The following is a 22,115-nucleotide window of genomic DNA, read 5'->3' as shown; positions in this document are numbered from 1 at the left end:
AGAACTGCTATATAGACTTGATCTAATTTTAATTTAAATTACGATGCTATTCGACAACCCTTTTCCCAATCAACAGCAAGCAGCTCTGGAAGATATTGTTAACAATATTGAAATCCAGTCCAATTTTTGTATCAACCATCCCAACTATCAACCCTTCACCATACCTGATGAAACAGTAGTCCGCTTTCAGCAACTTCCTCAAGACATACAGCATAAGTATCTCAGCCTACTGCTGAGAAATTTCCTCTACGGCATCTATTACAATGGCTATCTGCGCACTCCCCTGGCACTCAACACAAGTCGCGCGGATATAGCACCCCATCAAAACTTAGAGAACAATAGCCTACTTGGAATAGACCTAGAATTTTACCAACGACTCCACGCCAACAATCAAGGCACAGGCTACTTTGATCCCAATTGGCAGGTAATCTCAGAAGAAACCGATGGTTCAATAGCCGTCACCAAAGGGAGTTTGACTATGCATATTGAACGGGAGATTCATCTCAAATCTGAAGAAAAATCTGCTTCCATTGGCAGCCTCGTTGCCATCCGGATGCCCAAGAATTTGATGCAAAACGGCTTTTATGTAGCAGTGGGTAATGTTGGTCAAGAGCGACAGGGCAATGGTGATATCGATTCTAAAACAGCGCGAATCTATTTTAATCTGACACCAGATGGAGCCCTTGCTGTCATGGATAGCATGACAAAATATTTGAATGCAGCAGCAATTCCTTTTACATTTAAAGTTCTATACAATCCATCGGAATACAAACGCCATGACTGCGGAGTACTCTACTTTGAGCGCTGTGATTCTGAAGTTGTCTTTGGGGTGATGCAAACCATATATCTAGCAAACCGCTGCCATTTTCGCCCACAAGTGCCTTTATTCACCAAGTTTTTGGCACCAGGACTGAGTTTTGCAGAAGAACCAACCCAAAAATTTACCTCTCAAGAAAGTTTTGGCATGAACCGCTGCCAAATTGTAGCCAATGGTTTAATGCAGGCTTGGCAAAACGGTAATAACACTCCAGAGGAGCGCCTCAAGGCCATCCGCCAACAATTTTCTCAGTTAGGGATTGAATGGGAACGTCCTTACCTCAATCATCACTAAAGCTGCCCACAGCAAATTAGGCGTTGCGTCAGTCTTTGAATGAATAGGAGTAGAGTGGGCATCCTGCCCGCCCCAAAATATATTGAAACTGGCAAGATGCCAGTTCCACGCAAGATGCCAGTTCCACCAAGATGCCCATTCTACGGCAAGATGCCTATTCCACCTCACTCTTAAAATCATTCCATTATTAAGCAACGCCGCAAATTATGGGGAAGGGAGGGAAGAGGGGGAAGCTTCATAAGCTTACTCAATTGCTCCTACAGATGGTATGGGGGTCAGACTCATACTTAATTCGCCCACAGTAGCATAAACAGGACTTAGGCAAAACTGGGCAACAAACGCGCTTATGTCAGGTGACATACTCCCACACTGAACCTGTAAGGTCAGTGTGGGCTTCTTGCCAACTCCACCCAACGGTTCGGATACGTAGGCTTGCTTTATTAACGACACGGGATGCCCCTCCGCGCCGGAACAATACAAAAATTAGATTTTTTTGCTAGTTAAATAGCTGACAAACCAGCATTTAAGGCCTTTGGCCACGCTACGCGAACGGCTTTGTTTATCAGTACATATATTATAGCAATTCCATACATACTCTGTGCAAAATTCATCCCACACCTATGCTGCGCATTAGGTGTGGGATGAATTTTGCCGGACAGCTAATAAGCATTTAAATTTCCCCTCGATCCACTTGTCCAAAAGCCGGTCTACCCTCTCCCCATCTCCCCATCTCCCTATCTCCCTATCTCCCCATCTCCCCATCTCCCCATCAGCGCGCCTCTTCACAATTTAAATACAATTTAAATGTGTGACAGCTTAGTAAGATCCGGAGCGAGACCCTACAGGTATAGTCCCTGTATAAGTCATCACAAACTATGGCGCTATATAATTTACCTACCTAGATGGACTTGGTTGGTGTAGCCCAAAGCTTTAGCCTTAGGCCATTAGACTGAGTGCAACTCCCTGCCACCATCCAAGTCATCAGTCTCAAGACGGATGTGGCAATTGACCTCAGGTATATTTAGCGTCTTTAAGAAAAATTCATCAAAAATTTTTAGCTCTGTCAGGATTTTATGAAAAACTCATGAAAGTTATAGTAGTCATTCATCCCGGATTATACAGAACATTAATTAACCAACGTTACTGCTGACAAATGAGTAATCAAAAATGCTTACTTATATAGTAACGAGATAAAATTATAAATGGGTAATTTGTATCCATTTTTGATTTTTACCACCGGTTAATTGATCCTCTGAAGTCTAGCTATTACTCCGTCAAAATTTAAGTGAGGGTTACACTAGGCTTTTCCATACTAGGTACGGTTACACAAGGCATTAGGTATCAATAATTAAAACCATTAACCATTAACCATTAACCTTGCTCTAACCCTCAAACCGAAATTGAAAGAGTAATATAAATTTTACCATTGCCTGAATCAAGGGCGGAGAAGCCGTACGTCTATGTACGGTTCAAACCTAGGGTGTTCATAGGATTGCGAAACTTACTACACAATTCCTACATAGTTGAAATCTACTCTCTAAAAAGTGACGATTTAATGGACATTCTAATTCCTATTTCATCATGATGCAGTCAAGGTTAAAAACTTCTGGCCAGGCAGGGTTCATAAATGAAGCTGCTGTAGTGCAGTTACCGATCCGCCTGAGCAGACTCGAAGCAATAGAATTTAAAGAAACCTGTGATCAGCTTCTCCAAAAACCTTATTGTCCTAAGCTTATCATTGCCGACTTCAGTCAGACAGGATTTATCGATAGTAGCGGAATTGGTGCCTTAGTAAGGAATCACAAAATCACTCAGGAAAACGGGGTCTCACTAATACTAAGGGGTATAACTTCTCCAGTTATGGCTGTGTTGGTCATGACTGGGCTAGACAAAAAATTAATTCTTGACCCCCTAGATAACCTGACAACAATAGCTGTCAATTGGTCAAAGGCTCAGTTACCAACAACTCACCCATCTACACGCTCTTGGGCTAAGCGATGCTTAGACATAGTGGGGGGAATAGTAGGTTTAGGAATTACGGCCATATTATTTCTTCCCATTGCGATCGCGATTAAACTCGACAGTCCTGGCCCCATCTTATTTAGTCAAATTCGCTGTGGTTGGATGGGTAAGGAATTTCGGATCTGGAAATTCCGCTCAATGTATACTGATGCTGAAGCCCAGAAAGATAGCGTTCAAAATCAAGCTAAGGATGGCAAGATATTCAAAAACGAAAATGACCCTAGAATCACCAGGGTGGGTCGGTTTTTGCGGAAAACTAGTTTGGATGAACTACCTCAGTTCTGGAATGTCATTAAAGGTGAAATGAGTTTGGTAGGTACTAGACCACCGGTACCTAAGGAAGTGGAAATCTATGAGGTTCCCGAGTGGCAACGGTTGAATGTTAAACCGGGAATGACTGGAGAGTGGCAGGTGCATGGGCGATCGCAAGTTCGGGATTTTGCAGATATAATTAAACTGGATTTACGCTACCAACGAAACTGGAGCTTAATGTATGACCTTAAGCTCATTATCAAAACAACTTTTATCTTGTTGTCGAAAAATAATGGAGCCGTTTAGGCTCAAAAATATCTTGGTAAAATTCCGGATACAAATTAAATCTAATGGTAAATAGATTAGAGTATTCTCTAGGAATAGGTTTTCCATTAAACAAGCATGAAAGTTGCCCTAGTTCATGATTATCTAACGCAAAAGGGTGGAGCAGAACGGGTATTTGAACTGCTTTGTAAGCGCTTCCCTAGTGCTGATGTGTTCACATCCTTGTATGATGCCCAGAACACCATTGACCTAGGTGAGCGCCTAGTGCATACCACCGGACTTCAGAACATTCCAGGGTCAACGAAATACTTCAGACTCTTGGCTCCGTTTTACTATCCAGCTTTTCGAGCCTTGGATTTAGAAAATTACGATTTGATTATCAGTAGTTGTTCAAGCTTCGCAAAGGCGGTCAAGAAAAAATTAGGAGCCAAGCATGTTTGCTTTTGCCACAATGTCACCCGTTTTTTGTGGGATACGCAAACTTACCTCAAGGAGTATGGAGAATATAGAGCGTTTTCTCCTGTAATTGATAAAGTCTTCCAGTTGATCAGAAAAGTAGACCTGGACTATGCCCAGGAGCCGGACATTTACATTGCTAACTCGACCACTGTCGCTCGGCGTATCCAGAATATCTATGGTAAGCCAGCCATGACGGTCAACTATCCAATAAATAGCCATAAATTTGTGTTTTCCGACCAAAAGGAAGACTTTTACCTAGTATCATCTCGTTTACTGGGTTACAAGCGTATCGATCTGATTATCGAGGCGTTTAATTGGCTAGGCTGGCCTTTATTAATATCTGGTGATGGTCCAGAGCGAGAGCGTCTAGAATCTAAAGCCTTGGACAATATTCGATTCTTGGGATACGTCAGCGATAAACAGCGTTGTCATTTGATGGCAAAAGCTCGTGGGGTGATCGTGGCGGCTTTAGAAGATTACGGTTTAGTGCCAATCGAAGCCAACGCCAGTGGTACCCCAGTAATTGCCTACGGTGCCGGTGGTGTTTTGGATACTCAGATACCAGGGACGACAGGGGTGTTTTTTAAACGGCAAACACCGGAAGCACTCCAAGCTGCACTACTTGAGGCTAGGGAAATTCCCTGGAATTATGCCAAAATCCGAGACCATGCCCTGAGTCATTTCACTGAAGACGTTTTCTTTAACAAAGTTGGCCAAATTATTGATAAAACGGTCAGGGGACAGCCTGTTAATTTGAGCCATTCGTTACGCCATTCAACCAAGGTTCCCACTTTAGCTAGGTGACAGGATAGTGGCTGGGCTGATTTTAGATTTTGGATTTTGGATTTTTTCGTTGATTTCCTGGGATTTATACTGGTCGATACTCCAAAATTATTAGATCAAATCTAGTGGACTAATGAATATAGTCCTGCTCGGGTGACTGGTGATGGGTAATAGATAATATCAGGTCCGGTTGACTACTTCTTTTTATAACCTTTCTCTAAAAGGGATGCAACCTATGATTGTCGGTTCATTGGTAATGGGTAATGGGTAATGGGTAATCAGAGTCCAATTCCTAATTCCCTATTCCCATAAGATAGGGAAAATTTGTTGCAGGTATCCTGGAGAATTGCGATGACGACAGCTTGGTCATATTGCAATTGCAAATTGTCAAGGGTTAATGGTTAATTTTAATTAACTTTTTTTTCAAAAAAAATTGACAAAACCCTATCGAATATGAACAAAGTGATTAACCAGATTTTATCTAAACCGATTACTAATCATCCCGGGACTAGTTTAGACTTGATTCACTGGAATTGATGTCAATTAAAAATCCAATCCAAACTTGTCAATCATTAATCTAAAATCCCATGAAGGAACTTGATTTAAACGCAGCCGGTGAAACAGATGCAGGGTATGGCCAACTGTTGGCAGTTTTGTGGCGCAGACGCTTGTGGATTCTAAGTGTACTGTTGACAAGCTTGCCGATTGCCTTCTATATCACTCTCAATAAAGAGCCGACTTATATCAGCTCTCTACAGCTGTTGGTGGAGCCTAATTATATAGATAAAACACGAGGAATCGAGAGTCAGTTTACTGAGTCCACTGTTGATATCGATTATGCTACTCAGTTACAGCTGATGCGTAGTTCTGAGTTGATTCAACGAGCAGTGGATTTGCTTCGTGATGACTACCCAGATATCACAATCCGTGATATCAGAGGCTCCTTAAGATTAGCTCAAGTACTGCAGGGTAAAACTGAAACTAAAGTATTTCAAGCGGTCTACACCAGCAATGACCGGATTAAAACTCAAAAAGTACTGCAAGCTATTCAAAAGGTTTATCAAGAGTATAACTTAGAGCAGCAGGAAATGCGATTGAATAAAGGTCTTGCTTTTATCAATCAGCAGTTGCCAACAGCTCGTAAGAATCTTGAGCAAGCTGAGCAACGGCTAGAGCAGTTTCGCAAGAGCAAAAACCTGATTGATCCCTCACAACAAGCTCTCGCTGTCAGTCAAACTCTGAATGGGATTGAACAGGAGCGCCGAGCCATCCGCGCTCAGTACATGGAAACTCAGACTCGCTACCAGGCTGTTCAGCAAAAACTGGCTCGTTCACCACAAAATGCTTTGACCTCCTCCCGCTTGAGTCAATCTGGGCGCTATCAAAATTTGCTCAATGAAATCCAAAGAATAGAACTGGCTTTGGTGGAGCAAAGTCGGATTTATACTGAAGCTCATCCTAGTATTCAAAAATTAATTGAACAGCGTCAGAGTGTGTTTGCGCTCTTGCAGGAAGAAACCAGACGGGTTTTAGGGCAAGTTCCGACTCAACTGGTTAGCACTGGAAGTAACCTCCTGACAGAAGGACAGCTCGGTGGTGTTGATATCAATCTGGTCAACGAACTGATCACCTCGCAAATTAATCTAGTCAGTCTACAGACTCGTGATCAAGCCCTGATCAAAACAGAGCAGGAAATCCGTATCCAACTCAGGGAATTCCCAGCCCTGATTGCTCAGTACAATCGTCTACAACCGCAAGTAGCAATTCAACAAAATACTCTGCAGCAGCTACTGCAAGCACGGCAGGAGTTAAGCATCGAATTGGCTCGGGGGGGATTTAACTGGCAAGTTGTAGAAGCACCTTTACCGGGCTTCAAGACCGGTCCTAATATGACCCAAGACCTATTATTGGGTGCAGTGGTTGGGTTATTTCTCGGTGGTGTGGCTGCCTTTGTGCGGGAAGCCATGGACGATGGAATTCATAGCTCTGATGATTTGAAAAATCAAGTGGCTCTACCCTTGCTAGGTATGATTCCAGAGTTGCCGGAGGGTAAAATCAGTAAACCTGTTCTGAATCTTAACTTGAGCCAGTCCGAGAGAGCACTTCCGATGATGGAACTGTTGGGATGGCGACCATTTCAGGAAGCACTGGACATGATTTATGTGAATATCCAGTTGCTCAATTCTGGTTCTGAGTGGAAATCCCTGATGATTACGTCAGCGCTGTCTGGTGAGGGGAAGTCAACTCTGGCGTTGGGTTTAGCCTTGAGTGCTGCTCGTTTACATCGACGAGTACTGCTAATTGATGTAGATATGCGCCGTCCGAGGTTGCACCAACAACTTGGTCTCTCCAATCAGGAAGGACTTTCTACTTTATTGGAAGATGATACTGCTACACCCAGCCCAGTTAGTATCTCACCTTTGGGGTCAACCATTGATGTTTTGACTGCTGGACCAACCCCAATTGACCCAGTTAAGCTGTTGGGTTCTAAACGGATGAAGAACTTAATGGCAGAGTTTCAGCAGAACTATGATCTGGTGTTGCTGGATACTCCCCCAGTGTTAGGTATGGTGGATGCACTCCAAGCAGCATCTTTGTGCCAAGGTGTGCTGATGGTAGGACGCCTAGAGCGAGTTACTCAATCTCAACTCAGCCAGGCTACTGCTATACTCAGGAATTTAAACCTGATTGGAATCATTGCTAACGGGGTCAAGAGTTCTAATCAGAACTACGCTTACTATGGTTCGCGAAATAGCCATGGTGCTATTGAACCAAAGCAGCCTGTATCTGATCTTCCAGTGTCTCCACAACTAGAGCGTCAGTTCAGCAATCATGTCAAGTCTCGTTGAATTTTTTGGTTAATTGAAACTTGTTAATTGTTAATTGAAACTTGTTAATTGTTAAGTAAGCATTTAGCCGTCAGCCTTGAGCCGTCAGCCTTGAGCCGTCGGCCTTTGGCCCACGCTACGGGAACAGCTGACGTAACTCAGCATTATTCCAATGCTTACCTGTTTTACTCAAAAACTGATAGCTGATAGCTGATAGCTGATAGCTGATAGCTGATAGCTTACGTTTCAAGTTTCAATTAACGAAAACCTGAGAATGATACGTATTAAACCTAACAGGATCTAACCTTTGAATTTTGATTTCGGTGAAATGGAGTAACTATTTATGACGACTTCCAGAATCATACTAACAACCTCCAAAATCTCAATCCTAGATATCGATGATGAGCCAGAGTCAGCAGTCAGTTCTTTGCCTCCTTGCAAGCTCAAGTGGCGACGGAAACAGTTGTGGGTACTCCCTCTCCAGAAGAATGAACAGCATTATCTACCTCCATTGCAAAGTCAGTCTTGGTTAAGTAATTGCTTGCAACGCTCGTCGGTAGGGCTGGTTTGTATCGACCCCAATCTGGGTGAAACAGGGTTAAGAGTTTGGACTAATGCCTGTGAGCAAGCGAAGAAGAAAGCTGTTCTAAGAGTACCGTTCAACTCAGAATTGTCTAGTAGGGAAAAACTATTCCGATCTCGACTGAAACGGGTGATGGATTCGAGTTTAGCTGCTCTATTGCTACTGATTCTGAGTCCAGTGCTCCTGGGATTGATGTTGCTGATAGCGATTGTTTCACCAGGACCAGTCTTTTCTCGGCAATGGCGGGCTGGAGAACGGGGTAAGTTGTTCCAAGTGATTAAATTTCGCACTGAAGCTATACACAAAGGCAAAGTCACGTCTAAGATGACACATTTTGGAAAATGGCTGCGTCAATTTTGTCTGGATGGACTACCGCAGTTAGTGAATGTACTAAGGGGTGAGATGAGTTTAGTCGGACCACGTCCTTGGAAACTGGATGAGGTGATTCGGATGACCCAGGAGGAGCGGCGACAGCTGAGGTTGTTGCCAGGAATGATCAGGCTTCACCAGGAAGATATGCGATCGCATGTGTTCGGTTCTCAAAGTACTCCAGTGCTGTAATAGCAATCCCTGTAGGAATTGTGAGAATTTTTGATGCCATATTCCCTACTCCCTACTCCCTGTTCCCTTTGCTAAAGTTAATAACTTCCTAACTTATTAAGTTATTAATTGCAATTTTCAATTTTGATTTGCCTTTGCCTTCATCCCGTACATTAGCAAACTAATTACTCTAATCAGAGTTGTGAGAAATCGTGACAGACATTAAACGAGCATTAATCACTGGCATTACCGGTCAAGATGGGTCTTATCTAGCGGAACTGCTGCTGGAAAAAGGGTACGAAGTCCATGGCATTATCCGACGCACGTCTACCTTCAACACAGATCGCATCGACCACATCTACCAAGACCCCCACAATCCACAGACACGGTTATTTCTCCATTACGGAGACCTGACTGATGGCTTGACACTACAACGCATCCTAGAAAACGTGCAGCCGATAGAGGTGTACAACCTCGGAGCTCAGTCCCATGTGCGGGTCAGCTTTGATTCACCAGAATACACCGTCGATGCCACAGGTATAGGAACCTTGCGTTTGTTGGAAGCGGTACGGCACTATCAACAGCGGATTGGCTCTCAGGTACGCTTTTACCAGGCTGGCTCTTCTGAAATGTTTGGGCTAGTGCAGGCTGTGCCTCAGTCAGAAACTACACCATTTTATCCCCGTAGTCCTTATGCCTGTGCAAAAGTCTATGCCCACTGGCAGACTATCAACTATCGCGAATCCTATGGGCTATTTGCCTGTAATGGAATTTTGTTTAACCACGAAAGTCCCCGACGCGGCGAAACCTTTGTCACTCGCAAAATTACCCGTGCTTTGGCGCGCATTGTAGCTGGTCAGCAGAAGAAACTTTACCTGGGCAATCTCGATGCCAGACGGGACTGGGGCTATGCCAAGGATTATGTCCGCGCTATGTGGCTAATGCTGCAACAAGACGAACCTGATGACTATGTTGTTGCTACCGGTCAAACTCACTCAATTCGGGAGTTTCTCGATATTGCCTTTGGCTTAGTGAATTTGGATTGGCAGCAATACGTTGAAATCGATCCACGGTACTTTCGGCCTGCTGAAGTAGACCTGTTGTTGGGTGATGCCACCAAGGCTAATACCATACTACCTTGGCAACCTTCAGTGAGCTTTAAACAACTGGTTGAAATCATGGTTAATGCTGACCTTCAGGCACTAGGTATCATGCCTGTCACCTCTTGTACTCAATCTGCTGATACTGCCTTTATTCGTGAGGTTGTTACCGCTGGTAATGGCTAAGTAATGATGTAATCTAATCCCATTTTTACGAATGGATCACACCGATAGATAGTCGCGCTTTGGGTAATTGCTAATTGGGAATTGAGAAAAAGACTATTGCTGCTGTAAAACACCACGAGGAGAGCGCAATTACCCTTATCCATTACCTATTAACAACACGAAGACATTGTTGATAGATTAGCGTTGAATAAAATCAGCGATTATCCGTAGGATACGCGACGCGAACGCACTGTCTTATAACCAGGAATTACCCACCTATATCATACCCGTTTTCTCGTTATAAATCAAAGGCTGAAATCAGTGTAATTACCGTCAATAACCGGGTTGGCGGCGTAACTCCTAAGAAGATACTGATTTCAGCTATGGAATTGAGTTTTACCGATCTGAAATAGCGCCAAAAGGGCTAAATATAGTGAGTTAGTAATTGGTAATTGCTAACTAGCTCACTATTACCTACTCGTAACCATTTAGCCCTGAGGCACGTAGTACTCATAACTAACCCACTGGTAAAAATGAAAAAATCACTAATTACAGGGATTTCTGGACAAGATGGATCTTACCTTGCAGAGCTTTTGCTAAGCAAAGGTTATGAAGTTCATGGAATTGTCAGGAGACCAGCAGTTGAAGACCCAGCAGGTAAGCTGTCTAATCTCAGGACTATCAAAGACGACATTGTTTTACATGTTGCATCTTTAGAGAATCACTTGTCACTCTATAAGGTCATTGCCAAGATTAAACCCGACGAGTGTTATCACTTAGCTGCATCGAGTTTTGTTAGTTATTCCTTTGATGATGAATCGTCTATCTTAACCAGTAATTTTAATGGAACCCACCATTTACTGGCATCAATTAAGGAAGTGGTACCGGAGTGTCGTTTCTTTTTTGCAGGTTCTTCTGAAATGTTTGGCAGGGTGTTCCATGCCCCTCAAAATGAGCTGACTCCTTTTAATCCCCGGTCTGTGTATGGTATTTCAAAGCTGGCAAGTCATCATCTGGTGCAAAACTATCGTAACCAGTATGGCATTTTTGCTTGTACCGGTATTCTTTACAATCATGAATCCCCAAGGCGTGACTTTAAGTTTGTCACTCGCAAAATTACCTCTACTGTCGCCAAGATCAAGCTGGGGTTAGAAAATAAGCTTTATCTAGGAAATCTAGATGCTCTCAGGGACTGGGGATATGCTCCGGATTATGTCTATGCCATGTGGCTGATGCTGCAAAACCATTCTCCAGAGAATTATGTAATTGCTTCCGGAGTGAATCACTCGGTTCGTGAATTAGTAGATTGTGCGTTTAGTCACGTCGGTCTTAATTATCAAGATTTTGTGGAAGTTGATGAGAGGTTTTATCGTCCGACCGAAGCAGTGCCCCTTTGTGGGGATAGCTGGAAAATTCGGGATGAGCTGAATTGGAAGAGTAAAAAGAAATTTCCTGATATTGTCGCGGAAATGGTGGAGAGTGATCTTAGTTTTTTTAGCTAAACTTGTTTAATTTAAGCATAGCCCCCATCAAAATAGGTCTAAATCAAACCAGTGAGTATTCTATATAGAATTGTTGAAATAAAACTTTTTGATTCTGTTATTAGGTTTACAAAGTCCACAAAATTGTGGCAAGACAACCACTTCATATTAAGGGAATTTAAATTCCTTAAGCAAGCTGCTTGTTTGGCTATTGTTTTAACGATACTTTCATCATTGCTTGAAGGTTTTGGATTAGGGTTTATCCTAAACTTTTTACAAAATATAACCGACCCGAATGCTACCCCAATCCAGACAGGGATTAACTGGATCGATATGTGGTTTCTTGGAGTAAATAGACCGGTTAATGAAAGAATTTACCGGATATCTGCTCTAATTCTGATCACAACCTGGTTGCGTTCAGCCTTTATGTTTGGTGGGCGCAGGTACAGCATGATAACTCAGATGAATTTGTTAGATAGGCTGCGCAAGAAGCTATTTGAGCAACTTCAAAGGCTGAGTTTGGGTTACTTTTCTCATAGCCGTTCTGGATCGCTAGTTTATAGTCTAACCACCGAACTAGAAAAAATTAATCAAGCTTTTGATGTGACAGCTGTTATGTTAACTAGAGTGTCTCTTCTAGTTGTCTATGTTACATCAATGTTCTTGCTTTCTTGGCAACTTTCCATTGCATCATTAATGCTCTTTAGCCTGATGAGTGTTGCTCTTTCTAACTTGGTTAAAAGGTTGCGAGAGACAAGTTTTGATGTTTCCAACGCAGGCAGTAAATTTACCTCAGTTGCTGTAGAGTTTATCAATGGCATTCGCACAGTTAAGGCATTTGCGAGTCAGGACTTTGAGCGTAGACGATTCTATGACGCTAGCGAAAACGTTGCAAACATCACTATCAAATCTGCCTCATTTGGGTATGCCATAGAACCGATTGCGGAAAGCGTAGCCACCACAATTCTGATCGGCATGATTATTGTAGCGTTTAATATCTTCGTGCCTAATGGACAGATGCAGCCAGCTTCATTGCTGACCTTCTTGTTTGTTTTGTTTCGTGTGATCCCGATTGTACGTCTGATTAATAATGCCAGAGGGCGTCTTGGGGAATTCACCGGACCAATGAATAACATTAAAGAGCTGCTGAGAACTGACAACAAACCATACTTGCAGAATGGTAACGTGGAATTTTCAGGATTGCAGCGAGCCATTGAGTTTGCTTCGGTGGATTTTGGTTACGATCCCTCTAACCTGGTACTGCACGATATTACCTTAACTATCAACAAAGGAGAGACAACAGCCCTAGTCGGTGCTTCTGGTTCAGGTAAAACAACCCTTGCTGACTTAATTCCCCGATTTTATGACCCAACCGCAGGTAAAGTTATCATTGATGGCATTGACATACAAGAGTTTGACATCAACTCTGTGCGTCGTAAGCTAGCTATTGTCAGTCAGGATACATTTATTTTCAACACCTCTGTTCGCAATAACATTGCATATGGTTCAGAACAGGTAAATGAGGTGGCAATTCGAGAAGCTGCAAAACTTGCCAATGCATTAGACTTCATCCTAGATTTGCCTGAAGGTTTTGAGACGCAACTCGGTGATCGGGGAGTTCGATTATCTGGAGGTCAACGTCAACGGCTGGCAATTGCTCGTGCTTTACTGCGAGCACCAGAGATTCTGATCTTAGATGAGGCAACTAGTGCCCTAGATTCTGTTTCTGAGCGCCTGATTCAGGAGTCCTTAGAAAAACTTTCTGTAGGACGGACAGTAATTACCATTGCCCATCGCTTATCGACCATTTCCAAAGCTGATAAGGTAGTCGTTCTAGAACAGGGGCGAATTGTGGAGCAAGGAAAGTATGAAGAGTTACTCGAAAAGCGCGGTAACCTTTGGAAATATCACAAGATGCAACATGAAGTTGGTCAAAAAAATTAAGACTATAGCATTTCCAAATAGGGTAGTGGTAAACAAGTAGTGATTTTAGCTCCCGTTACCTTGACCAGACCTTAGCCAAATCACTACATCTTTACCACTACCATTATTTCGAGATATCTTGCAGATGGGAAATTATCCAACAGACAAAAGTACATTAAAAATTACCTTAATTATTTAAGGAATTAACATGACAATTTTAAAGTCATAAAATTTAAAATAATATTTTATTCATAATTAATTACCTATAATTTTGAGAAACATTTTATTAATTTATACGGCTAAACAATCGTGATCATTACCATATTGCTGATTACCAGATTTGGTTAGGCTCTGTACTATTTTTGACGGATACCTTAAAAAGGATGCACTAGTCAGAGTTTTCGATAATTTTTACAGGATAGCTACTCATGAAACTCTGTATCGTTACCCACAAAGTCATGAAAAATGATGGCCAAGGTCGAGTCAACTATGAAGTTGCCAAAGAAGCCATTCGTCGGGGTCATCACGTCACCTTATTAGCCAGTCATGTTGCCCCAGAACTCCAACAGAGTAATCAGGTAAACTGGATTTTCATTCCAGTTAAAAAGTGGCCAACAGCACTAATTCGTCATCTGGTCTTTTCCTGGCGGAGTGGCAATTGGTTAAATCAACACCGTAGTCAGCTGGACTTAGTAAAAGTTAACGGGTCCATTACCAGAGTTGGATCAGATGTGAATGCTGTACATTTTGTCCACAGTTCTTGGTTGCGATCGCCTGCTCATACCTCTCGGCTACGTCGGGATTTGTATGGTCTTTACCAGCGGCTAGTTACAACCTTAAATGCCCATTGGGAAAAAAAATCCTTTCGTCAGGCAAAAGTAGTAGTCGCAGTTTCCGGAAAGGTCAAGAAAGAATTAGTAGACATTGGTGTACCCCCTGAATCTATTCGGGTGATTGTCAATGGTGTGGACTTACAGGAATTTTATCCCGGTGTCGCTAACCGCAAACAATTGGGTCTTCCCGAGGGAGTGCCTTTAGCATTTTTTGCTGGGGATATCCGAACACCTCGGAAGAACTTGGATACAATTCTGCACGCCTTAGTCCAAGTGCCTGAGTTACACCTAGCTGTTGCTGGCATCACAGAAGGTAGTCCTTATCCTCAGCTAGCCGCAAGCCTAAATGTGAGTGAACGGGTACATTTTCTGGGGTACCGACGTGACCTCCCACAGATCATGCGAGCCGTAGATTTATTTGTCTTTCCATCCCGCTATGAAGCCTGCACACTAGTGCTCCTGGAAGCAATGGCTTCTGGCTTGCCAGTCATTACCGCAAGCACAGCCGGGGGGGCTGAATTAGTTACCCCAGCCTGCGGAGTGGTCTTGTCTGACCCCAACGATACCCAGGCTTTGGCAAAGGAGTTAAGCCTTCTGGTTAGTAATCCTGAAAAACGGAAACAGATGAGCCAAGCTGCACCAATGATAGCTGCACAATACAGTTGGGAAAAGATGGCACAAAGCTATGTGGATTTATGTGAAGAACTGATCAAGTAGTCTAAATTTAATATTGCAGGTTGCAGGTTGCAGGTTGAAGGTTGTTCGCGTAGCGTGGCCTTTTGGCCAAGGTTGAAGGTTAGACGGTTGAAGGTTGTTCGCGTAGCGTGGCCTTTTGGCCAAGGTTGAAGGTTGAAGGTTGCAGGTTGTTCGCGTAGCGTGGCCTTTTGGCCAAGGTTGCAGGTTGCAGGTTGCAGGTTGTTCGCGTAGCGTGGCCTTTTGGCCAAGGTTGCAGGTTGAAGGTTGTTCGCGTAGCGTGGCCTTTTGGCCAAGGTTGCAGGTTGCAGGTCAACGGATAACGATACTACCGAGTATTTTTAAGGTAGAAAATGGAGAGTAGTAATCTATCTTATTAGACTAATAAATTCTCAATTCTCAATTCTCAATTCTCAATTCTCAATTCTCAATTCTCAATTCTACTTGGTGGTGCGTTACGGGGCGGGCTATCCCAATACTGGCTACTTCGGGGTGAAAATTAGGGCGAGCCCGCCCCTAACGCACCCTACGCGCGCATTCTCAATTCTCAATTCTCAATTCTCAATTCTCAATTCTCAATAGTTATGTCTAACCTACTAATTAAAATTCCCACTGAGCTCGAACCTATTGTTGATGAGATTAGTACCTTTACTGAGCTGCCCAGAGACGAGGTAAACCATCGAGTCTGGCAGGAAGCGCTTCAACTAGGCTGGAATGTGTGTCAAGATGCCCAAAACTTTGGAGTTACCCCTCACCAGTATGATGCCAAGATGGAGGCTCTTTATAAAAATGGGTATGGCTTAATATTTGAAACAATGGTTTTTTGGGCTAGACCTGGACGAAAGCAATTGATAGAAATAAGCCTAGAAAGGATTCAGGAGTATGCCTCACAGAAAGGGAAGACAACTGGTGATTTAAAAATTTTGTTACTGGGTGATGGTACAGGCAATGACTCTCTGTACTTAGCGATGAATGGTTGTCAAGTTGAGTACTGCGACTTCCCAGGCAGTAAAACCTATGATTTTGTCACCAAGCGATTTAAACATTATGGCTTGTTAGACAATGGCATCAACCTGATTCCTACCTATGAAGCCTGTTTGGATAATCAGTACGATGTTGTGATTTCTTTCGATGTTCTCGAACACCTTACTGAGCCATGGATCGCCATTGCTAATATACGCTCCATGTTAAAAACAGAAGGCATTGCACTGATCACCGATGCTTATGGTGATGTTACCGGTAGACACCCAACTCATTTAGAGTCAAATCGAAAATTTAAAGGTCAAAGTCCCTTCATGTTTTTTAAAAAGGGCATGGTGCTTACTTGGTATGGTTCAATCTTTAAGCCTATGGAATTTACCAAGGTTGATAAGTGCTCTTTAAGGGATTATTTTATTCTCTGGCAAGATAAAAAGGTGATAGTAGACTATTTGTCTGGTAAATCAGGACTATTGAAACAATTTGTTAAAAATTTTTTGGTCAAGAAATAACCCTAGAGAGCCTTTTTTGTAAACTAACCGGATAGCTATTTGTTGCTGTTGAATAAAAAAATAGCACTCTTGACGAACGAAAATTAAACAGTTCTGACGGTTATTTGATTTTAACATAACTTTCGTATAAAGGAACTACTCCTGATGCAGGACATGAAACCAGTTGCTATTTGCATACCTACCTATAATCAATCCCAGTACTTATGGGAGTCAGTGGGCAGCGCCTGCCGTCAAACCTATCCCAATGTGGAAGTTTGGGTGTCAGACGACGCTAGCACTGATGAAACCCCTGAGGTTATGGCACAACTATGCCAGCAGTTTCCTCAAGTACGGTACTATCGGCACCCTAAAAACCTAGGTGTAGCGGCTAACAACAATTGGGTTTTGAAACAGCCAAACACTGAATTTATTGTTCGTTTGGATTCAGATGATGCCCTGTTACCCAACTATGTAGAAACGTTACTACCCCTACTACAGAAGCATCCAGAGGCGGGTTATATCCATAGTGCTGTGCAGGAAATTGATGAACGCAGTAACAATCGAGCTGTGCGACGTATTGGAAGACAGCACGAGTTTCAGAGCGCAGACGAATCACTACGAGCCGCAGTTTTTGGGGTAAAAGTAGCTGCGAATATCGTTATGTTTCGGGCTGAAGCGTTGCCAGCAGTTAGGTTTTATGAAGATAGTCCCAATTTTGTAGAGGACTATAACATGTGGGTCAGAATGGCAGATGCGGGTTATGGGAACGTTTATGCCAATGAGATATTAGCCCGTTATCGCGTTTGGACTGATGCTAAAAATCTACGTCCTAAGCGAAAAAATATGGAATTAAAAGGATGTATTCGGGTTTTTGAAGACAGTATTTTGCCTGGTTTTAAGCGACGGGGTTGGGATACAAAGGTGATTGAGCAGCAGCGTCGTAAACTGGCCTTAAGACACACAGCATACTGTTATCGTCCACTGTTCAATGAGGTAGAACGCGCCGAGCTGATTGCTCTATTGAAAGAGTTAGGAGATTCACCAGCTTTGCGATTTCGCATGTTCTTATCGAGATTGGGCTTTCGTGCTGTCTTTGAATGGACAATTTCTATGGAATTACGCTTGAAAGGTATGGTGAAAGGCTGGTTAAGTACTCTACAGAGTTATTTACGGTCTCAAACCGCAGGATAGTAATCTGTTGAGAATTGAGAATTGAGAATTGAGAATTGAGAATTGAGAATTGAGAATTGAGAATTGAGAATTCTTCATTCTGCATTCTTCATTCTGCATTCTTCATTCTTCATTCTGCATTCTTCATTCTGCATTCTGCATTCTTCATTCTTCATTCTTCATTCTTCATTCTTCATTCTTCATTCTTCATTCTTCATTCACCATTCTTCATTCACCATTCTGCATTCTTCATTCTTCATTCTTCATTCTTCATTCACCATTCTTCATTCACCATTCTGCATTCTGACAAACAACCTTTAAGCGTCTAACCTACCCTACGGGAACGCCAAAGGCGAACAACCGTCTAACCTTCAACCTTCAACCAAATAACCTTCAACTTTCCAACCTAACTCAACCGTAGAAGAAATGAGAATCACTGTTATAGTCCCCACCTATCGCCGTCCAAAAGACCTAGAACGGTGTTTAGATGCCCTGGATAAGCAAACTCGACCAGCGGATGAGGTCTTGGTGATTGTACGGGATACTGATGCTGAAACTTGGGCGTTTCTTGAAGCATTCAACCCTGATCTCCTACCCATGCGTCCTGTTAAATTAAGCATTCCCGGGCAAGTAGCTGCTCTCAACGCAGCTCTTGATGCAGCACAGGGAGATATTATTGCCATTACCGATGATGATGCTGCTCCCCGTGGTAATTGGTTAGCTGATATTGAAACTCACTTTCTGTCCGATCACCGGATCGGGGGTGTCGGTGGACGGGATTGGGTACATGTTGGTAACGACCTGGAAAATGGTGCTAGAGAACGAGTGGGTCGAGTGCAATGGTATGGACGGGTGATTGGTAATCATCACCTGGGGGTAGGTTTACCTCGGGAGGTGGATGTCCTGAAAGGAGCTAACATGAGCTATCGACGGATTGCTATATCGGGCTTGCGCTTTGATGAGCGTCTGCGAGGCACGGGAGCTCAAGTCCATAATGATCTGGGGTTTAGTCTAGCCCTAAGAAAAGCAGGTTGGAAGCTGATTTATGACCCAGGGGTAGCAGTAGACCACTATCCAGCACAGCGTTTTGATGAGGATCAGCGAGATATAGTTTTTAGCGATATTGCCCTGATTAATGCGGCACATAATGAAACTATAGTTTTGTTAGATTACTTCCCTGTTCTACAACGGATTATATTTATAGTTTGGTCAACATTGGTGGGAACGCGAGTTAAACCCGGTTTCCTGCAATGTTTGCGGTCTTTCCCCAAGGAAGGACTTTTAGCAGGACAAAAGTGGCTTGCTTCTTTGCGTGGACGTTGGCAGGGTTGGTTGAGCTGGAAAAAGTGCTTAGGCTAGCAAAAGAGACGGTTGAAGGGTTTGGGGTGAATAATCTCTTGGTTTTAGGGAGCAGGGAGCAGGGAGCAGGGAGCAGGGAACAGGGAACAAGAAATAAAATTTTAATGTACTTCAGGCTTACTAATAAACGCTATACTAACTAATCTATACTAATTACTAACTAATCTCTAATCTATTAGATATAGCATTTACAAATGAATTAAAAAAAATATTACAGCTTTTTACATTTACATTCTTATATAATTTCTTACCTCTTGCCTTTTGCCTTTTGCCTTTTGCCTTTTGCCTACTCCCTACTCCCTACTCCCTACTCCCTAAAACCTAGGACTTTTCACCTCACCCAATTGAGAACTGCTGTGTATCTAATCCCTAACACCTAATGACAAAAGGAATTCCTATCAAACTAGAACCAGCCCCTGCTTGGACAGCTATCCTGTTATTTGTTGTGATTACAATACTGGGGATTATTGCTGGTGCTGGCAGCATTCTGCGTATTCTTTTGCCTGTGGTAGGGTTTGCCGTGGGCCTTTTTCTCTATCGACGGTATCCTGTCCTCTACTTAGGTTTTATGTGGTGGCTATGGTTTCTAATGCCGTTGGTTCGTCGTTTAATTGACTATCGCAGTAACTGGGTTAATCCGAGTCCAGTATTGCTAGTAGCGCCTGTGGTGACATGGATTACTGTGGATACCTTTTTAAAATACCTTCCTAGAGCCTATAAACAGGGGGGTTTGCCTTTTATTTTAGGATTCACCAGTATTTTGTATGGCTTTATCATTGGTCTGATTAAAAGCACTCCTATTTTCGCGATTCGAGGACTGATCGACTGGTTAACCCCGATTCTTTTAGGTTTCTACTTATTTATAAATTGGCGAGATTATCCTCGCTATCGCCAAAACATTCAGCGCACATTCCTCTGGGGTGTATTGGTGATGGGAGTCTATGGCTTAGTGCAATATGTGATTGCACCGGAGTGGGATCGATTTTGGCTGATCAACGCCAGAATGTTCTCGATGGGGAATCCCGAACCGTTTGGTATTCGTTTGTGGAGCACGATGAATTCCACTGGGCCGTTTGCCGCAACCATGATGGTGGGTCTGCTGTTGTTATTTAATAATAACAGTCCTTTACGTATTCCTGCTTCCATAGCTGGTTACTTGTCTTTTCTACTAACGTTGTCACGGACGATGTGGGCGAGCTGGTTCTTTGGACTAGCTTCCCTAACCAGTTCACTCAAACCCAAAATCCAGATGCGCATCATTATTTCTATCTTGGTCATGGCAATGTGTATCGTGCCGTTAACCACGATTGAGCCATTCTCGGAGGTAATTGGTAGTCGTTTGGCAACATTTTCTGACCTTGGAAATGATCACAGTGCGGAAGTTAGACAACAAATCTATGAAGAGAGTCTTGGCAAAGCTCTTTCTATGGCTTTAGGTAATGGGATTGGAAATACATTCACTATCGAACAAGGGGAACTCCGAAGCGTTGTGATTGACAGTGGCATTTTAGATATGTTTTTTACATTAGGCTGGTTTGGAACTCTCCCATATATGTGTGGATTGCTCCTGCTGGTATATAGTGTGTTTCAATATCCTGAGATTCGCCGTGATTCCTTCATGAGTACTGCTCGTGCTATTGGTTTGAGTAATTTAATCGGGCTACCGATTGGTAGCGCCATGCTTGGTGTTGGGGGATGTTATATTTGGGGATTTTTGGGTCTAACGATGGCAGCACATAAGTATCACCAGCATCAAAATAAACTTTCTTCGGAAATGGAAAGTATTGCTGAAGTGAAGACTGCTAAAGATAAGAATTATGAAAATTTTCTGATCAATGGCACTGACTGAAGAATAACAGAAGTAGGAGATGGAAAGGAACAGCCGGATGTTTCAACTACCAATTCCTAACTAACTTATAGGTCAAATATGGCGGTGCTTTCCTTTGTGGGAGATTTTTGATGCGTATACTCCATATCTTAAACCATATTAAAGAAACTGGTAATGGTATTGTCAATCTAGCAATTGACGTTGCCTGTGAGCAAGCGAAAGCGGGTCATGAGGTTGGTATTGCCTCTGCTGGCGGCGGATATGAAACATTGCTAAGGGCTTATGGCGTCACTCACTTTGAACTGGATCAGACCCGAAAACCGTTGCATCTGCTCAAGGCTGCTGGGCGTTATCGAGGGATAATCGCAGAATTTCAGCCAGATATTGTCCATGGACACATGATGACGGGAGTAGTTCTAGCTCGCTTCCTACGGGGTTCAGCAAAGTATGGGTTGGTATCTCATCTTCACAATGTTCACCAACGTAGCTCAGTAGTGATGGGATTGGCTGAACGAGTGATTTCCGTGAGTGATGCGGTAGCAACGTCGATGTCTAAGTGGGGTATTCCCAGGGGGAAAATGCCTGTGATCAAGAATTGTACTCTAGGCAGTCACCGATTACCTGCAATAGAAACCTGCACTCCTAAAGCTTTGGAACATCCCGCTATTGTCACGGTAGCTGGCATGAACCGACGTAAGGGAATTACTGAGTTAATTAGCGCTTTTGAGCAGGTCGCTAAGGGTTGTCCTAAGGCACATTTGTACTTAGTGGGAGATGGTCCCGACCGTCAAATGTTTGAAACTCAAGCTGCGGCATCGTCAGTTGCTGATCGTATTCACTTCGAAGGTTTTCATAAAAATCCCCAAGCTTACATGATGGCAGCGGATGTTTTTGTCCTAGCTTCACACCGTGAGTCTTTCGGTCTGGTTTTGATGGAAGCACGACAGGTGGCTTGCCCGATTGTTGCTACTAGCGTGGATGGTATTCCCGAAGCACTAGATGACGGTAAGGCAGGAGTGCTAGTTCCTCCTAAAAATGCGATCGCACTAGCAGATCAGATCGAGATGCTTCTGTCTAGTCCGTCTGAACAAAATAGATTAAGACGTGCAGCACAGCAAAACATTGACGAACTAACCGTCACCACTATGGTGGAGAAGATTACTGCTGTTTATCATCAGCTTCTAAAGTGTTCCTAAGGAAGCTTGACCGCTAGCTACCCCAGGTTGCAGAC

At 43.1% G+C, this 22,115-nt stretch carries 17 protein-coding genes; 15 read left to right on the top strand and 2 right to left on the bottom strand.

The window, feature by feature from the left end; translation table 11 throughout:
* The first annotated feature begins 43 nt into the window (after positions 1-43).
* Complete coding sequence (locus tag F6J90_RS32320) at positions 44-1,111, top strand: T3SS effector HopA1 family protein (RefSeq protein ID WP_293103430.1); 1,068 nt, start codon at positions 44-46, stop codon at positions 1,109-1,111.
* Between the two features lie 630 nt (positions 1,112-1,741).
* Here F6J90_RS32320 and F6J90_RS32315 read toward each other — a convergent pair.
* On the bottom strand, positions 1,742-1,873 hold the full coding sequence (locus tag F6J90_RS32315; protein WP_293103428.1) for a hypothetical protein: 132 nt from the start codon (positions 1,871-1,873) through the stop codon (positions 1,742-1,744).
* Between the two features lie 822 nt (positions 1,874-2,695).
* Here F6J90_RS32315 and F6J90_RS32310 point away from each other — a divergent pair.
* The 8 genes from F6J90_RS32310 to F6J90_RS32275 all read left to right on the top strand — a co-directional run bounded on the left by F6J90_RS32310 (position 2,696) and on the right by F6J90_RS32275 (position 15,082).
* Positions 2,696-3,691 carry a sugar transferase gene (locus tag F6J90_RS32310; RefSeq protein ID WP_293105251.1) on the top strand — a complete coding sequence of 332 codons (996 nt, stop codon included), beginning with the start codon at positions 2,696-2,698 and terminating at the stop codon, positions 3,689-3,691.
* Between the two features lie 96 nt (positions 3,692-3,787).
* Positions 3,788-4,933 carry a glycosyltransferase gene (locus F6J90_RS32305; RefSeq protein ID WP_293103425.1) on the top strand — a complete coding sequence of 382 codons (1,146 nt, stop codon included), beginning with the start codon at positions 3,788-3,790 and terminating at the stop codon, positions 4,931-4,933.
* 566 nt (positions 4,934-5,499) lie between these two features.
* Positions 5,500-7,761, top strand: a complete 2,262-nt coding sequence (locus tag F6J90_RS32300; protein WP_293103422.1) for a polysaccharide biosynthesis tyrosine autokinase — start codon at positions 5,500-5,502, stop codon at positions 7,759-7,761.
* Positions 7,762-8,083: 322 nt separating this feature from the next.
* Positions 8,084-8,884 (top strand): heterocyst development glycosyltransferase HepC, encoded by an 801-nt coding sequence (gene hepC, locus F6J90_RS32295; RefSeq protein ID WP_293103420.1) that lies wholly within the window; start codon positions 8,084-8,086, stop codon positions 8,882-8,884.
* Between the two features lie 191 nt (positions 8,885-9,075).
* Entirely contained in the window at positions 9,076-10,149 is a 1,074-nt protein-coding gene (gene gmd / locus F6J90_RS32290) for a GDP-mannose 4,6-dehydratase (RefSeq protein ID WP_293103418.1), read from the top strand.
* 512 nt (positions 10,150-10,661) lie between these two features.
* Complete coding sequence (locus F6J90_RS32285) at positions 10,662-11,630, top strand: GDP-mannose 4,6-dehydratase (protein WP_293103415.1); 969 nt, start codon at positions 10,662-10,664, stop codon at positions 11,628-11,630.
* Positions 11,631-11,681: 51 nt separating this feature from the next.
* Positions 11,682-13,553, top strand: coding sequence for a heterocyst formation ABC transporter subunit HepA (hepA, locus tag F6J90_RS32280; protein ID WP_366513946.1), 1,872 nt, complete (start codon positions 11,682-11,684; stop codon positions 13,551-13,553).
* A 407-nt stretch (positions 13,554-13,960) separates the two neighbouring features.
* Positions 13,961-15,082: a glycosyltransferase family 4 protein gene (locus tag F6J90_RS32275; protein ID WP_293103409.1), complete on the top strand. Its 1,122-nt coding sequence runs from the start codon at positions 13,961-13,963 to the stop codon at positions 15,080-15,082.
* On the opposite strand, the gene F6J90_RS32270 is transcribed toward F6J90_RS32275, so the two are convergent.
* Positions 15,049-15,354: a hypothetical protein gene (locus tag F6J90_RS32270; RefSeq protein ID WP_293103407.1), complete on the bottom strand. Its 306-nt coding sequence runs from the start codon at positions 15,352-15,354 to the stop codon at positions 15,049-15,051. The genes F6J90_RS32275 and F6J90_RS32270 overlap by 34 nt on opposite strands.
* A gap of 288 nt (positions 15,355-15,642) precedes the next feature.
* Here F6J90_RS32270 and F6J90_RS32265 point away from each other — a divergent pair, with 288 nt between their 5' ends.
* The 6 genes from F6J90_RS32265 to F6J90_RS32240 all read left to right on the top strand — a co-directional run bounded on the left by F6J90_RS32265 (position 15,643) and on the right by F6J90_RS32240 (position 22,080).
* Positions 15,643-16,548 carry a class I SAM-dependent methyltransferase gene (locus F6J90_RS32265; protein ID WP_293103404.1) on the top strand — a complete coding sequence of 302 codons (906 nt, stop codon included), beginning with the start codon at positions 15,643-15,645 and terminating at the stop codon, positions 16,546-16,548.
* A 144-nt stretch (positions 16,549-16,692) separates the two neighbouring features.
* Positions 16,693-17,718: a glycosyltransferase family 2 protein gene (locus F6J90_RS32260; RefSeq protein WP_293103401.1), complete on the top strand. Its 1,026-nt coding sequence runs from the start codon at positions 16,693-16,695 to the stop codon at positions 17,716-17,718.
* A 405-nt stretch (positions 17,719-18,123) separates the two neighbouring features.
* Complete coding sequence (locus F6J90_RS32255; RefSeq protein ID WP_293103399.1) at positions 18,124-19,056, top strand: glycosyltransferase; 933 nt, start codon at positions 18,124-18,126, stop codon at positions 19,054-19,056.
* Positions 19,057-19,310: 254 nt separating this feature from the next.
* Entirely contained in the window at positions 19,311-19,436 is a 126-nt protein-coding gene (locus tag F6J90_RS32250) for a hypothetical protein (RefSeq protein WP_293103397.1), read from the top strand.
* On the top strand, positions 19,436-20,905 hold the full coding sequence (locus F6J90_RS32245; RefSeq protein ID WP_293103394.1) for an O-antigen ligase domain-containing protein: 1,470 nt from the start codon (positions 19,436-19,438) through the stop codon (positions 20,903-20,905). The genes F6J90_RS32250 and F6J90_RS32245 overlap by 1 nt, the downstream gene beginning before the upstream one ends.
* Before the next feature lie 110 nt (positions 20,906-21,015).
* Positions 21,016-22,080: a glycosyltransferase family 4 protein gene (locus tag F6J90_RS32240; RefSeq protein WP_293103392.1), complete on the top strand. Its 1,065-nt coding sequence runs from the start codon at positions 21,016-21,018 to the stop codon at positions 22,078-22,080.
* Positions 22,081-22,115: the final 35 nt, after the last annotated feature.

This window comes from Moorena sp. SIOASIH, assembly GCF_010671925.1.
GTDB lineage: Bacteria > Cyanobacteriota > Cyanobacteriia > Cyanobacteriales > Coleofasciculaceae > Moorena.
This window is presented reverse-complemented; position numbering and strand designations above follow the sequence as displayed.

Bases quoted from the DNA above. Each gene is read 5' to 3' on its own strand.
- F6J90_RS32300 (WP_293103422.1), top strand. From the start codon at position 5,500: ATGAAGGAACTTGATTTAAACGCAGCCGGTGAAACAGATGCAGGGTAT.
- F6J90_RS32275 (WP_293103409.1), top strand. From the start codon at position 13,961: ATGAAACTCTGTATCGTTACCCACAAAGTCATGAAAAATGATGGCCAA.
- F6J90_RS32305 (WP_293103425.1), top strand. From the start codon at position 3,788: ATGAAAGTTGCCCTAGTTCATGATTATCTAACGCAAAAGGGTGGAGCA.
- F6J90_RS32265 (WP_293103404.1), top strand. From the start codon at position 15,643: ATGTCTAACCTACTAATTAAAATTCCCACTGAGCTCGAACCTATTGTT.
- F6J90_RS32245 (WP_293103394.1), top strand. From the start codon at position 19,436: ATGACAAAAGGAATTCCTATCAAACTAGAACCAGCCCCTGCTTGGACA.
- hepC (WP_293103420.1), top strand. From the start codon at position 8,084: ATGACGACTTCCAGAATCATACTAACAACCTCCAAAATCTCAATCCTA.
- F6J90_RS32285 (WP_293103415.1), top strand. From the start codon at position 10,662: ATGAAAAAATCACTAATTACAGGGATTTCTGGACAAGATGGATCTTAC.
- F6J90_RS32320 (WP_293103430.1), top strand. From the start codon at position 44: ATGCTATTCGACAACCCTTTTCCCAATCAACAGCAAGCAGCTCTGGAA.
- F6J90_RS32255 (WP_293103399.1), top strand. From the start codon at position 18,124: ATGAGAATCACTGTTATAGTCCCCACCTATCGCCGTCCAAAAGACCTA.
- F6J90_RS32240 (WP_293103392.1), top strand. From the start codon at position 21,016: ATGCGTATACTCCATATCTTAAACCATATTAAAGAAACTGGTAATGGT.
- F6J90_RS32315 (WP_293103428.1), bottom strand. From the start codon at position 1,873: ATGGGGAGATGGGGAGATAGGGAGATAGGGAGATGGGGAGATGGGGAG.
- F6J90_RS32310 (WP_293105251.1), top strand. From the start codon at position 2,696: ATGCAGTCAAGGTTAAAAACTTCTGGCCAGGCAGGGTTCATAAATGAA.
- F6J90_RS32260 (WP_293103401.1), top strand. From the start codon at position 16,693: ATGCAGGACATGAAACCAGTTGCTATTTGCATACCTACCTATAATCAA.